Annotated in this window: 6 protein-coding genes; 2 read left to right on the forward strand and 4 right to left on the reverse strand. The window is 67.4% G+C overall.

The features are described from left to right. Nucleotides 1-439 precede the first annotated feature (439 nt). Entirely contained in the window at nt 440-970 is a 531-nt protein-coding gene (locus G6N59_RS14375) for a chorismate--pyruvate lyase family protein (RefSeq protein ID WP_138232937.1), read from the forward strand. After that, nucleotides 967-10,365: a type I polyketide synthase gene (locus G6N59_RS31590; protein WP_234884434.1), complete on the forward strand. Its 9,399-nt coding sequence runs from the start codon at nt 967-969 to the stop codon at nt 10,363-10,365. Before G6N59_RS14375 ends, G6N59_RS31590 begins: the two co-directional genes overlap by 4 nt. Here G6N59_RS31590 and G6N59_RS14385 read toward each other — a convergent pair. From G6N59_RS14385 to G6N59_RS14400, 4 genes are all read right to left on the reverse strand, one after another. Next, on the reverse strand, nt 10,359-11,258 hold the full coding sequence (locus G6N59_RS14385; protein WP_138232938.1) for a metal-dependent hydrolase: 900 nt from the start codon (nt 11,256-11,258) through the stop codon (nt 10,359-10,361). The two genes, G6N59_RS31590 and G6N59_RS14385, sit on opposite strands and share 7 nt — an antisense overlap. 101 nt (nt 11,259-11,359) lie before the next feature. Continuing rightward, on the reverse strand, nt 11,360-12,100 hold the full coding sequence (locus G6N59_RS14390; RefSeq protein ID WP_138232939.1) for a GAP family protein: 741 nt from the start codon (nt 12,098-12,100) through the stop codon (nt 11,360-11,362). A 30-nt stretch (nt 12,101-12,130) separates the two neighbouring features. Continuing rightward, nucleotides 12,131-14,014 (reverse strand): acetate--CoA ligase, encoded by a 1,884-nt coding sequence (locus G6N59_RS14395; RefSeq protein ID WP_138232940.1) that lies wholly within the window; start codon nt 14,012-14,014, stop codon nt 12,131-12,133. Beyond that, a complete protein-coding gene (locus G6N59_RS14400) occupies nt 14,011-15,336 on the reverse strand; it encodes an aspartate aminotransferase family protein (protein WP_138232941.1) in 1,326 nt (441 codons plus the stop codon). Before G6N59_RS14400 ends, G6N59_RS14395 begins: the two co-directional genes overlap by 4 nt. Nucleotides 15,337-15,356: the final 20 nt, after the last annotated feature.

Consider the following 15,356-nt stretch of genomic DNA (forward strand, 5'->3'; position numbering starts at 1 on the left):
CTGACTGCCAACCAGCACACGCGCGGTTTCGCCGTGCGGACAGCCGGGTAGAGACGTGCCACCACTGTTCCCTCAGAGAGGCACGCCACATGCTCGACTTCTTCTGCCCCCGGTGCGGCGACTTCACCTTCGAGACGGTCACCTGCCTACGCTGTGCGGTCTCGGCAGAAGTGGAGCCTGCTCAGGTTGCGTGAAAAGCAATGTCACAGTGCCCATTTCATGCCGACCCTCGCCGACGTGCAGCGGATTGTGCACATGGTTAGGCAACCCTTCCGCGCCACGGAAAGTCGCGCAACTGGTTCATGTGCCGCGAGTTCGCGATGCGCCGCACGCGCTGGTGGCGCATCATGAACCGCACGTTCTGACGGAAAGCGAGGAACCTACGCGCACCTTCTGATGGGCAGACGCGGGCGGCACAGCCACGACGAGGAACGGCCACATGACTGAGTGCTTTCTGGCTGGTGAAGATATCCACCAGCTCAATCGGGACCTGCGGATACTCATAGCGACAAACGGCACCCTGACCCGGATTCTCGGCGTCGTCACCGACGAAGAGATCGTTGTGCAGATCATCGAGCAGCAGATTCATTCACGCGAAATGGCGGCGTGGGAGCAGTTGTCGGGCAGCAGAATCCTGCAACGCCGGATCCTGCTCAACGGCCGCAACTCGGGGCGCCGATTCGTGGGAGCCGAGTCGCTCATCGCCATCGATCTGCTGCCCGGCTCGATTGCGGCAGCCTTGATGACCACGAACTCGCCCATCGGCGAAATCATGGCCGCCAGCCGCCTCGAAACGTTCAAGGAGCCGGCCGAGGTCTGGATCGCGGAACCACCCGCTTGGCTCGCCGCCGCCACCCGACAGACGTCGCCACCGAAAACCGTTGGCCGCCGGTATCGCATCCTCATCGGAGGACATCCCGTCATCGTCGTCACCGAGTACTTCCTCGACTTCTCCCCGGAGACGTCATGACGGAGACCGCAATGCCGAACGGAAATCTGGCGGAGCTGCTGGCCGAACGGGCGTCGCAAGCAGGATGGCGGGACAGGCCGGCCTACCACGGGCCGCACGTCGTCACCCATGGTCAAATCCATGACGGGGCAGCACGTTTCGCGACAGTGCTGCAGCGCCGTGGCCTCTCGGGCGGAGACCGCGTCCTGTTGTGTCTACCGGATTCGCCGGAACTCGTACAGCTGATGCTGGCGTGCCTCGGTCGAGGCATCGTGGTGTTCCTGGCGAATCCCGAACTCAATCGCCGCGATCACGCATTCGCCGAAAAGGACGCGGAGCCGGCGCTTGTCATCACCACACGCACTCTCCTCGACCACTTTCGGCAGGCGGCGGCCACCGAAGCCGCGGAGCTGGTGTCCGAAGCCGCCGATGTCGAGCCGGCCGCCTACGCGCAGCTGAGTGCCGATGCCCACGCCTACGCCACCTACACTTCCGGCACGACAGGCGCACCGAAGGCCGCGATCCACCGTCACGGCGACGTGTGGGCCTACGTCGACGCCATGTGCGGCCGAGCGTTGCGGCTCACCTCCCGTGACATCGGACTATGCAGCGCCCCCATGTATTTCGCATACGGGCTGGGGAACTCCGTCTGGTTCCCGCTTGCCACAGGCAGTTCGGCGGTGATCAACCCCCGGCCGGTGACCGCGGCGGCCACGGCCGACCTGTGTACGACGTTCGGCGCATCGGTGCTTTACGGCGTACCAACGTTTTTCGCACGGATTGTCGATACATGCTCCCCGGACTCATTCCGTTCGCTTCGTGCCGTGGTATCGGCGGGCGAGGCTCTGGACATTCGTCTCGCGGAGCGGATGACGGAGTTCTTCGGCGGTATCCCGATACTGGACGGAATCGGCTCGACCGAAGTCGGACAGACCTTCGTGTCGAACACCATCGAGGACTGGCGGCCGGGAACCATTGGAAAAGTTCTTCCGCCCTACGAGATTCGGGTCGTCACAGCTGAGGGCACCGCCGCCGGACCTGGCGTCGAGGGCGTCCTCTGGGTACGGGGTCCGTCGATACCGCCGGGCTACTGGAACCGTCCGCCAGGTCTTCTCCGGCGAGATGGCCAGTGGCTCGATACCCGGGACCGGGTGTCCGTCGACACCGACGGGTGGGTCACGTATTGCTGCCGCGCCGACGACACCGAGATCATCGGAGGCGTCAACGTCAATCCACGGGACATCGAGCGACTCCTCACCGAGGATGACAGAGTCGCCCACGCCGCGGTCGTCGCCGTAGCGGAATCGGTCGGCGTCTCGACACTGCAGGCGTTCCTCGTCCCCGCCGACCATGCCGTCATCGACGAATCGGCCATCCGAGACCTCCACCAGCGGTTGCTTTTTCAGCTGTCCGCCGTCCAGGTGCCGCACCGGTTTGCCGTTGTCGAGCAGCTGCCCCGAACGCCGACCGGCAAGCTTCTCCGCACCGAATTGCGCACCGAAAGCCCGGTGCCGCCGATTTGGGAACTTCCCACCGTCGAGCCTCCGTCGGGTCCGTCGGCGGCCAGTGCCGAACGCGTGTCGAACGACCCGAACGTCGACGCGGGCGTCAGCGACGTGACGCTCAGCGAGCGGCTCGCTGTCCTGCGGCAGGAACAGCACCGACTCGTGGCGGATACGGTGTGCGCCGAGGTTGCGAAGATGCTGGGGCTGCCCGGCCCGCAGTCGCTGAATCGGGATCTCGCGTTTTCTGAACTCGGGTTCGACTCGAAAATGACGGTGGAACTTCGTAATCGACTGGCGGCGGTTACGGGGCTGCACCTTTCGGACACGGTGGGCTGGGACTACGGTTCGATCTCGCGACTGGCTCAGCATGTGGAAGCGCAACTGTCCTCGGGGAGCAGCCCGATCGCGCCGACCCCGTCAACGCCGGTTGACGAGCCGGTGGCAATAGTCGGCATGGCGTGCCGGTTCCCCGGCGGGGTGGATACGCCACAGGGCCTGTGGGACATGGTCGCGAACGCCCGGGACGTAGTGTCGGAATTTCCGACCGATCGTGGTTGGGATGCGAAGGGTCTGTTCGACCCGGACCCCGATGCGCCGGGCAAGACCTATACGCGCTGGGGTGGTTTCCTCACGGACGTGGCCGGATTTGATGCCGGGTTCTTCGGAATCGGGCCCAGTGAGGCGCTGGCGATGGATCCGCAACAGCGGTTGATGCTGGAGTGTTCGTGGGAAGCCTTGGAGCAGACCGGGATTGACCCGACATCGCTGGAAGGGTCGAGCACCGGGGTGTTCACCGGAGTCTTCGCACAGCGATACGGCGCGGCGGGCACCGACCGGTTGGAAGGCTATGGGCTGACCGGTTCGGCGTTGAGCGTCGCCTCGGGTCGGGTGGCTTACGTGCTCGGACTCCAGGGACCCGCGGTGTCGGTGGACACCGCGTGCTCCTCGTCGTTGGTGTCGCTGCACTGGGCCGCGCAGTCGTTGCGGTCGGGGGAATGCGACCTGGCATTGGCCGGTGGCGTGACCGTGATGACGTCGCCGGAGACTTTCATCGGGTTCAGCCGGCAGCGGGGACTGGCGCCCGATGGGCGGTGTAAGGCCTATGCCGGAGCCGCCGACGGGACGGCGTGGGGCGAAGGCGCCGGAGTGCTGGTGCTGGAACGGTTATCGGATGCCCGGCGGTTGGGGCATTCGGTGTTGGCGGTGGTGCGCGGTAGTGCGGTCAACCAGGATGGCGCCTCCAACGGTCTGACCGCGCCCAACGGGCCGTCCCAGCAGCGGGTCATTCGGGCAGCGCTGGCCAGCGCGCGGTTGACCGCCGCCGACGTGGACGTGGTGGAGGGTCATGGCACGGGCACCACGTTGGGCGATCCCATTGAAGCGCAAGCACTTTTGGCGGCCTACGGACAAGAGCGCCCACCCGGCCGGCCGTTGTGGGTGGGCTCGATCAAATCGAACATGGGGCATACCCAGGCCGCCGCAGGCGTGGCCGGGGTGATCAAGATGGTGCAGGCGATGCGCCACGGCATGATGCCCGCGACCCTGCACGTGGACGTGCCCTCCCCTCGCGTTGATTGGGACCGCGGGGCGGTTTCGGTGCTGACCGAGGCCCGGGCTTGGCCGCGCGATGGGCGACCGCGCCGGGCCGGGGTGTCGTCGTTCGGGATCAGCGGCACCAACGCGCATGTGATCGTGGAGCAGGGCCCGGTCGACGAGCCCGATACCGCAGCGCGGGCAGCCGCCGGCCGCTTGTCGGTGCTCCCGTGGGTGATTTCGGGCAAATCAGCCGAGGCGCTGACGGCACAGGCGGCCCGGTTGTCGGCCCATCTGCGAGCTGATCCGCGGCTTGAGCCGGTCGATGTGGCCTACTCGTTGGCACGGCGTTCGACGTTCGAGCATCGAGCGGTGGTGCTGGGTGCCGATCGTCCGGTGCTCACGGCGGGACTGGCCGGGTTGGCCGGCGGCGCGCCGGATGCGGTCGTGGTGACCGGCCGCGCTGGCCCGGTGGGAAAGTCGGTGGTGGTGTTCCCCGGGCAGGGGTCCCAGCAGCTCGGGATGGGCCGGCAGTTGTACGAGCAATTGCCGGTGTACGCCAAGACTTTTGACGCAGTGGCCGATGAGCTGGATCGGCATCTGCGGTTGCCGCTGCGGCAGGTGCTCTGGGGTTCTGACAGCAGTCTGCTCGAGCTGACGGAGTTCGCGCAGCCGGCGCTGTTCGCCGTGGAAGTCGCGTTGTTCGCGGTGCTGCGGAGTTGGGGGGTGACACCGGATTTCGTGATGGGGCATTCGGTGGGCGAATTCTCGGCGGCATACGTCGCCGGAGTGTTGACGTTGCCCGACGCCGCGCTGTTGGTGGCGGCACGGGGACGTCTGATGCAGGCGCTTCCGCCCGGTGGTGCGATGACTGCGGTGAGCGCCGCTGAACACGAGGTGGCGCCGCTGCTGGCAGAGGGCGCGGCGATCGCGGCGATCAATGCTCCCCAATCCGTGGTGATCTCGGGCGTGCAGAGCGCCGTGACCGCAACCGCGCAGCGGCTGGCCGCCCGGGGCCGCCGGGTGCACTCGCTCGCGGTATCGCATGCCTTCCACTCGCCGTTGATGGAACCGATGCTCGACGAGTTCGCCCGGATAGCGGCCCGAGTCCAGGTGCGGGAGCCCCAGATTGCGCTGATCTCGAACGTGACGGCTCAGCCGGCGGCCGCCGACAGCGGCTTCGGCTCGGCGCAGTACTGGGTAGAGCACATCCGCCGGCCCGTGCGTTTCGCCGACAGTGTCCGCAATCTGCGGGCACCCGGAGCAACCCATTTCGTCGAGGTCGGTCCCGGTAGCGGCCTGACGGCGTCCATCGAACAGTCGCTGTCACCGGCCGAGCCGGTCGTGGTGTCGTTGCTCGGCAAAGGTCGCCCGGAATTGGACGCATTGATGGGCGCCGCCGCTCGGCTGTTCACCACCGGGATGGCAGTGGCGTGGCCGGCAGCGCTTGCCGGAGGGGGCGGGCGCCGGATCGAGTTGCCTACGTATGCATTTCAGCGGCGGCGCTTCTGGTCGGTACCGGCCGCCACTGGCCCCCAGGACACCGCCGATCTGGGTCTGGGTGACGCACACCATCCATTGTTGAGCGCGGTCATCGAGCGGCCTGACTCTGGCGGAGTGGTCCTGACCGGGCGACTGTCGCCGGCCGATCAACCATGGCTGGCCGATCACGTGGTCGGCGGTGTGATGCTGTTTCCCGGGACCGGTTTTGTAGAGCTGGTCATCCGAGCGGCTGATGAGGTGGGTTGCGGAGCCATCGAGGAGTTGGTACTGGCCGCGCCGCTGGTCCTGGACGACGACACCGGGACCCAGCTTCAGGTGCTGGTGGGTGCCGCCGCGGAGACGGGCAGCCGCGCGGTCTCGGTGTACTCACGTCGCGACGAATCCGAGGCGGACTGGCTGCTGCACGCTGAGGGCACGCTGATGGTCACTGCCGTGGCGCCTTCGGCGGAACTGTCGGTGTGGCCGCCGCCCGGGGCGGAGAGCGTGGACATCGCGGACGCCTATGCGCGGCTGGCCGGACGCGGATATGAGTACGGACCGGCTTTCCAGGGATTGGTCGGGGTCTGGCGACGCGGCACCGAGCTCTTCACTGAAGTCGCCGCACCCGCGGAGATCGGCGTGCCGGGCGCTGAGATGGGAATCCATCCAGCTGTCTTGGATGCGGTGCTGCACGCCACGGGGCTGGCCGTCGACACCACGCAGACCGTGCTGCCGTTTTGCTGGCGGGGAGTGTCACTGCATGCCGGCGGCGCCGGGCGGGTGCGTGCCCGCATCACGGCACGTGGACACGATGAGATGTCCGTGGACGTTGTCGACAGTGCCGGTTCGCCGGTGCTGACGGTGCGCTCGCTGGTAACCCGTCCGATGAGCGCCGGCCAATCGCCCACCGCCGCCGGTGGTGCCGATCACGGGCCACTGGAAGTGATCTGGACACCGATATCGGTGAACCACAACACCATTGACCGCGTGCTCCCGCGCTCGACGCAGTCCTGGGCGGACTTCCGGGCCGACGCTGGGGCGGACCACGATGTGGTGGTGTGGGAGTGCGAGTCTGCCCGTGACGACGTGGTGGGTGCGGTGCATGACGCCACCCGCGCCGCCCTCGAGGTGTTGCAGCACTGGTCGGCCGAGGAGCGGACAAGCACGTTGGTGGTGTCGACCCATGGTGCGGTGGCATTGCCCGGGGAGGATGTCGGCGATCTGGCCGCCGCGGCGGTGTGGGGTTTGGTGCGTTCGGCGCAAGCCGAGAACCCGGGCCGGATCATGCTGCTCGACTCGGACACGACGGTGGATATGGCAGCGCTGGTCGCCGCCGGGGAGCCACAACTGGTGGTGCGGGCCGGCACGGTGCATGCCGCCCGGTTGGCCTCGGCCCCTGCACTTTTGGCGCCGCCGGCAGCTGAATCGGCGTGGCGGTTGACGGTCGGCGGTGGTGGCACCCTGGAGAATCTCGTGATCCGGGCCTGCCCCGAGGCGACGGCACCGCTGCGGGCCGGCCAGGTCCGGGTGGCGGTGGCGGCGGTCGGGGTCAATTTCCGCGACGTGATGGCGGCGCTGGGAATGTATCCCGGGCAAGCCCCGGTGCTCGGTGCAGAAGGCTCCGGGGTGGTGGTCGAGACCGGCCCCGGCGTCACGGGGGTGGCGATCGGGGATGCGGTGATGGGCTTGATGGCCGGCACGGGGCCGGTGGCGGTGGTCGACGAACAGTTGTTGACCACGGTGCCACCGGGCTGGTCACTCGAGCAGGCCGCGGGCGTGCCGGTAGCTTTCCTGACCGCCCTCTACGCGCTGACGGATTTGGCCGGGATCTGTGCCGGGGAATCGGTGCTCGTGCACGCGGGCACGGGCGGGGTGGGCATGGCGGCCGTGCAACTGGCTCGCCACTTCGGGGCGGAGGTCTTTGTGACCGCGAGCCCCGGTAAGCAGAGCACGTTGCGCGCCATGGGTTTTGACGACGATCACATCGGCGATTCACGCACAGTGGACTTCGAGGCCAAATTCCTGGCCACCACCGGCGGCCGCGGAGTCGACGTGGTGCTGGACTCGTTGGCCGGTGACTTCGTCGATGCGTCGCTGCGGTTGTTGGTCCACGGTGGGCGCTTTATCGAGATGGGCAAGACCGATATCCGCGACGCGGAGGCAGTTTCCGCAACCTACCCCGGTGTTCGGTACCAGGCGTTCGATCTCTCCGAAGCCGGACCGCAACGGATGCAGGCGATGCTGTGCGAGTTGACGAAGCTCTTCGAAACTGAGCAGCTTCGACCCCTGCCCGTCACCACCTGGGACGTCCGTTGCGCGGTAGAGGCCTACCGGTTCATCAGTCAGGCGCGCCATATCGGCAAGGTGGTCTTGACCATGCCGACGGCGCTGGCTGATCGGCTCGGCGACGGCACGGTGTTGATCACCGGTGCCACCGGAATGGTCGGTGCACACCTGGCGCGGCATCTGGTCGGTGTCTACGGGGTCCGCCACCTGGTGCTGGCCAGTCGACGCGGCGACCGTGCCGAAGGCGCCGCGGCGCTGGCCGCCGAATTGGAAAGTGCCGGCGCCCAAGTGGAATTGGTGGCCTGCGACGTGGCCGATCCGGATGCGGTGGCCGCGATGGTGGCGCAATTGTCGCAGCGCTGCCCACCATTGCGCGGAGTGATTCATGCCGCCGGGGTGCTCGACGACGCAGTGCTGGCCTCGCTGACCCCCGACCGGCTGGCGACAGTGTTACGGGCCAAGGTCGACGCGGCATGGAACCTGCACGTGGCCACCCGTGAGCTGGATTTGTCGATGTTCGTGCTGTGTTCCTCGATCGCCGCCACCGTGGGCGCGCCGGGTCAGGGCAATTACGCAGCCGCGAACGCTTTCCTGGACGGCTTCGCCGCTCACCGGAGAGCCCTTGGACTGCCCGGCATGTCGCTGGCGTGGGGGCTGTGGGAACAGCCCAGCGGCATGACGGCTCATCTGAATGACCGTGACCTGGCTCGGATCAGCAGTAGCGGACTCGTTCCGATGAACCCCGGGCAGGCCCTGACGTTGTTCGACGACGCGCTGACGATCGGTCACCCCGTGGCGGTGACCGCGCTCCTGAACCGGGCCGCGCTGAACACCCAGGCGCGAAGCGGTGGTTTGCCGGCGCTGTTCAGTGGGTTGGTGCGCAGTCCGCGGCGGCGGCTGACCGCCAACCCTGTGGCGGCCGGCGGATCGACGTCGGCGCTGACCCAGCGCCTGATTGCGTTGTCCCGGGGCGAACAACACGAGCTGCTGACCGCGATGGTGTGTGCGCACGCGGCGGCGGTGGTGGGCCACCCCACGCCCGAGGACATCGACCGCGACGCCGCGTTCGAAGACCTGGGCTTCGATTCCCTGACCGCTGTCGAACTACGCAACCGCCTCAAATCCGTTACCGGCCTGGCCCTGCCGCCCACTCTGATCTTCGACCACCCCAGCCCCCGGGCGCTCGCCGACCACCTAGCCGGATCGCTCACCGACACGGCCGCGCCCCCGGCGCCGACGGTGGCTCACGTCGGCTCGCGCGACGGTGCGCCGGTGGACGACCGGCTCGCCTACCTGGACCAGACCGCGTTCCTCGCGCTTCGCGCGAGCCACGGCACGGTTCTGCAGATGACCTGGATCTACGACCGGGCCGTCGACGTCGCCGCGTTGCGGCGGTTTCACCGCAACCTCGGCCAGGGACTGCTGGGGCGCCGGATCGAGCGGTCGTCACTACCGTTCGCGCGTGATCGCTGGGTCTTGTCGCCGGCGGCGCCGGACATCGACGTCGCCGCCGTGCCGCGGCCTCGCGCCGACGTGAGCGCATGGTCCGATGAACGCGCACGCCTGCCCCTCGATCCCGAGCACGGCCCCGGCTGGCATCTCGGCGTGCTGCCGCTCGAGGGCGGCGCAACCGCGGTCAGTCTCGTGGCGTCGCATCTGATCGTCGATGCCATCGCCTTCGGGCAGGCGGTCGCCGACGCGGTCGAGGGCAGGACGCACGACCTGGGTTATCTGTCCCCGGGGTCACGGCCTCGCAGTCGTGCGCTGCGCGAGGATCTGCGGCAGACGGTCAAGGATCTGCCCGACATGGCGCACGCCGTGGCCGCCGTGGCGCGAATGGCTCGGCGCGAACGGGGTGAAGTTCGACCGCCGGCCACGGCAGCACCGGCTTCCCCGCACCGGACCGACACCGATCAGCGGGTCGACGTTCCCGGTCTCACCGCACAGATCGACCTGAACGAATGGGATGCGCGCGCGAAAAGCCTTGGTGGGAGCAGCAACTCGCTCATCGCCGGAATCGCGTGCCGAATCGCGGTGGCGACGGGGCGCGTTCAGGAGGACGGCACCGTCACCCTACGTTTCGTGCTGTCGCGGCGGACCGAGGGCGATACCCGTGCCAATGCGCTGACGAGCGTCGATGTCATCGTCGACCCTACGCACGTGGCAAAGGACCTCGGCGAGATACGCGCCAAGGTCACGCGCGCGACCCTCGAGACCATCGAGAACCCCGACGACGAGTCCCTGGCGCCAACAGCGCTGGCGTCGATCACGCCGAAGTGGGCCGTCCGGAAGGTCGCCGCGATGGCAGCAGGTGGCGCCATCCTCCCCGTCACCTGCTCCAACGTCGGCGACGTGCCGCCGGCGGTGAACCGGCCCGACGGCACCGACGCCGCCTATCTGTCCATGCGATCCGTCGAGCCCGATATCACGAAGGGCTTGCTCGAGGCCATGGGCGGACAACTGTTCCTGTCCTCTGGCCGGGCGGCCGGGAAGATGTCGATCAGAATCTCTGCCTATCTACCTGGTCGGCTCAACACCCGAGAAGCGTTGCGCGACACGGTGTCACGCACCCTCACCGAGTTCGGGCTGGACGCGCAGATCGACTACTGACCAGCCGCCTCGGCTCGTTCCCGAGCAGCGCGTGCCACCGGCGAGTACTCCAGGTAATCCAGCGCCATCTGCGTCGACGCCTCCTGGTTCGGGTGATAACCGGGCCGGATGTAGCGGAACGGCACGATGACCATGAGCAGCCAGGGACCCGGCACCCGGTACTGCCGCGAGGCGCGCAACCAGTCACGCCAACGAGGCTTGGCCGAGATGGTCGGATCTGCCGCCATCAGATAGCGCACTCCCCGGTACCAGGTGAACAGAAAACCGGGTGCGGTGAGCAGCATGGTCACCGCCCTCATGGCGTAGTTGCCGCACAGGTACTGATAGATGTCGAACACCAGCGCGCGGTGTTCGATTTCCTCTGCCCCATGCCAGCGCAGCAGATCCAGCATGGTCGGATCGGCTCCGGCGTAATCGAGGCCGCGGTTCTGAATCGTCCATTGCCCCAGTGCCGCGTTGAAAGGTTCGAGTGCCGCGGCAACCGCAAGGCGCTGGTACAGCGACCACCGCTGCAGTACCCGTGGCAATCGCGACTGTTTGTCGCCCACCGTGGGCAGTTCCGTGTGTACCTCGCCGGTGAAGGGCGTGCTGTCGATTCCCTGCTCCGCCAGATGCTGAAGAACCATCTGGTGCGCCTGGGCGTGCCAGCCCTCCTGCTGTACAAACGGCTTGATCGCGGCTTTCATCTCCGGATCATCGACAAGGGGTTCCGCCTCGTTGACGACCTGGATGAACCAGCGCTCGCCTGCCGGCAGCATGAGATGCAACACGTTCAGCATGTGAGTGGAGAACGGGTCTCCGGGAACCCAGTGCAGCGGCGTGTCCGACCAGTCGAAGCGGACTTTTCGGCGATGTGTCGGGTATCCGTCGTGGTGGACCTCGTGATCAGTCATCCCCACTCTTTTCCCAGTTGGAGCCGCGTTCAACCCTCTGTCGCGCTCCGTAGTACCCCTAGGGCCAGCACCGTGCAACCGCACTGCCGGTTCGGCGAGAACTAGGAGAGCAAGCCGGCACCCTGGGCCACGAACGCCAGGCCGACGAGCGTCACGATGGCCACCACGATCTGCTGTCGGTAGCCGCCCACCCAGTCGTGCACATTCCGCAGCGCCGCTTGGGTTTTCGTCGGGGTGACGACGTTGCAGAGCAGCACCACCTCAACCACGGCGAGACTCACCACGATGAACACCATCGCAACGCCGAGCTGCGTACCGATGGCGGCGCCCGACGCCAGGATGGTCGTGAGGGCGAACAGCACCAGCGACGGATTGGGGCCGGCCCAGAAACCGATCACCGCCGCGACCCACAGTGCCCCGCTCTCCCAGGCCCGTTGTGCACGCCCGAGCAATCCGGCCCGCGCCGGCGCGTCCGGGTCCCGCTGCAACAGCTTCGAGATGGGCGAGACGTCCGCATCGGGAGTGCGTTTGCGCGTCACCATCCGCACCGCCGTCAGCGCGGCAATGGCCAGCAGCAGCACCCCGACGACGACCTGCACGTGTCGCATGGTCGCGCTCGCGGTGGTCCGCGGGTTGGCCAGGTCGTGCACCCACGCCACGTCCGTGAAGTGCAGCGCCAGCAGCGGGAGCAACAGCAGCATCACGCTCGCGGTCACACAGCCGACCCAGTAGACCAGCAGGTTCTGCGCCGGGCGCGGCCGCGAGATGAGCAACAGGTTGACGCCGAGGCGCACCGGATCGAACGCGATTGGCAGCGCAAGTACCGCCACAGAACCCCACATTGCCGCCAACTTACCCGGCGCCGCCGGGCGCTAGCTCGGCCGCAGCACCGGGATCAGCGCGTCGATCACCGAACTGTCCTCGATGGTCGACGGGACGACGTAGTCCGTCCCTTCGGCGATCTGCCGCATGGTCTTTCGCAGGATCTTTCCCGACCGGGTCTTGGGCAGGGCGCCCACGACCGTGACGTCACGGAAGGTGGCGACGGCGCCGATCTGGTCGCGGACCATCCCGGCGAGTTCCTGCTGCAGCACGTCATGGCCGATATCGACACCGGACTTCAGCACCACGTAACCACTCGGGCGTTGCCCCTTGAGGTCGTCGTGGATGCCGATGACGGCACACTCGGCGATGGCCCGGTGCCCGGCGATGACGGCCTCGATACTCCCGGTCGAAAGTCGATGGCCCGCAACGTTGATCACGTCGTCGGTGCGGCCCAGCACCGTCAGGTATCCGTCGTCGTCGACGTAGCCGAAGTCGCCCGTCAGGTAGTAGCCCGGAAACGCCGACAGGTAGGACTGCACAAATCCCGAGTCGTTCTGCCACAACCCCGCCAGGGTGCCCGGCGGCAGCGGCAGCTTGATGACGATGTTGCCCTCGACGCCGGCCGCGACGGGGTTGCCGGAGGCGTCGACGATGCCGACGCGGTAGCCGGGCACGGGGACGGTCGGCGAACCGGCCTTGATGGCCATCGGTTCGAGACCGCGCAGGTTGGCGCAGATGGCCCAACCGGTTTCGGTCTGCCACCAGTGGTCGACGACGGGGCGCTGCAGGACGGTCGATGCCCACTCGTAGGTGTCGGGGTCCAGCCGTTCACCGGCGACGAACAGGGTGCGCAGCGACGAAATATCTTGTCCGGCAAGCATCGCCGCGTTCGGGTCGGCCTTGCGGATGGCGCGAAGCGCGGTCGGCGCGGTGAACAGCGCGTCGACCTTGTGCTGTTCGATGACCCGCCAGAAGGCACCGGCGTCGGGAGTGCCCACGGGCTTGCCTTCGTAGAGCACCGTGGTGGCACCGGCGATCAGCGGCCCGTAGACGATGTACGAGCTGCCGACGACCCAGCCGATGTCCGAGGCGGTCCACATCACCTGGCCGGCGCTGATGTCGTACACGTGCTTCATCGACCACGACAGCGCGACGGCGTGCCCACCGTTGTCACGCACGACGCCCTTGGGCTTACCCGTGGTACCCGAGGTGTAGAGGATGTAGAGCGGGTCGGTGGCGGCCACGGGTACGGCGGCGACGGGTTCGGCAGCCGCCACCAGCTCATCCCAGTCCAGGTAGCCCGGATAGTCGGTGGCCTCGCCGGCGATCTCGCCGCGGTTCTTGACGATCACCGTCGCCGGCGCGGCGCTGGTCAGCGTCAGAGCCTTGGCGACCACGGGCAGGTACTCGACGGTGCGTCCGGGCTCCAGACCACCCGAGGCGGTCAGCAGGGCCACCGGGTGAGCGTCGTCGATGCGCGCGGCAAGCTCATTGGCCGCGAACCCGCCGAAAACCACCGAATGCACAGCGCCGATCCGGGCGCAGGCCAGCATCGCGATAACCGCGTCGGGGATCATCGGCAGGTAGATCACGACCCGGTCGCCCTTGGCGACCCCTTGCGCGGCAAGCACTCCGGCGAAGCGTGCCACGCGATCGAGGAGTTCGGCGTAGGTGAAGGACTGTTGGACACCGACCATGGCGGAGTCGTAGATCAGCGCGGTGCGGTCCCCGTTGCCGGCCTCGACATGCCGGTCCAGGGCGTTGTAGCAGGTGTTGAGCTGCCCGTCGGGAAACCAGCGATAGTGCGGCGCCGCGGATTCGTCGAGTGCGCGGGTCGGCGGGACGGTCCAGTCGATGGCGCGGGCGGCCGTCAGCCAGAACTCGTCGGGCCGCTGGGCCGCGGCCTCGAACGCTTCGCGATAGGCGCTCACGCGAGCTCCTTCACGACGGCGGCGAACACCGTCATGAACCAGTCCAGGTCCGACATCGAGAACACCAGAGGAGGGCGCACTTTGAGGATGTTGCCATGCCCACCGCAGACGGAGATCAGAACGCGGTTTTCCCGCATCATGTCGACGATGCGCTGCGCTGCGCCCCTGTCGTGCTCCTTGGTGTCGGGGTCGGTGACGATCTCGATTCCGGTGTACAGCCCAGTGCCGCGAATGTCGCCGAGGAACGGGTAGTCCTTGGCCAAGGTGCGGAGTTCGGATCGCCATTGATCGCCCACGGCAGCGGCATGTTCGGCGAGATCGTCGCCCTGGATGACATCCAGGACGGCCTGTGCGGCCGCCATGGACACCGGATTTCCGCCAAAGGTGTTGAAGTAGGGGGTTTCCCGGGCGAAGGCGTCGAGAATCTCCGGGCGCGCCGCCATCGCGGCGACGGGAATGCCGTTGCCCATGGGTTTACCCATGGTCACCAGATCGGGCACCACGCCGTGCCGCTGGAAGCCCCACATCGCCTCGCCGGTCCGGGAGAAGCCCGGCTGCACCTCGTCGGCGATGAACACGCCGCCGGCGCGGTGGACCACCTCGACCGCCGGCCCCAGCACCGATGGGTCGACGTAGATGCCGTCGGAGGAGAAGATCGAATCCAGCAGCAGCGCACTGAATTTGTGACCGTGCCGTTCGAGATCGGCGATCGCGGCGCTGACCTGGTCGGCGAACCAGCGGCCCAGTGCCGCCGGATCGATGCGGTAGGAGTCCGGCGCGGGCACCGTGCGGACGTTGGTGCCCAGCGGCACACCGACACCGAGCGAGGGCGACATCGCCGAGATCAGCGCGCTGTTCCCGTGATAGGCCTCCTCGGTGACGATGACCCCGGTGCCGCCGCTGTACTGCTCGGCGACGCGGACGGCCAGGTCGTTGGCCTCGGATCCCGTGCAGGTGTACATGATCGACGATATTTCCGCCGGGAACGTGGCGAGCAACTGCTCCGAGTAGTCGAGGATGCCGCCGTGCAGATAGCGGGTGTGGGTGTTCAGCTCCGCCATCTGGCGCGCCACGGCCTCGATGACCCGCGGATTGCAGTGCCCGACGCTGGCCACGTTGTTGTAGGCGTCGAGGTACTTGTTGCCCTCGGCATCAAATAGGTGGGCACCGCTGCCCCTCACCAGGTGGACGGGCCGGTTGTAGAAGAGCCGGTACGACGGGCCCAGCGTCGATCGCCGCTTCTCGACCATGGCATCGGTGGTGGGGTCGAGTTCTCCCCCGCCGGTGTAGCTGTTGGAGTCCATGATTGTGGAGAAAGCCATGTTCGTTGTCCTTGCGTTGG

The sequence above is a fragment of the Mycolicibacterium aubagnense genome (assembly GCF_010730955.1).
Taxonomy (GTDB): Bacteria; Actinomycetota; Actinomycetes; order Mycobacteriales; family Mycobacteriaceae; genus Mycobacterium; species Mycobacterium aubagnense.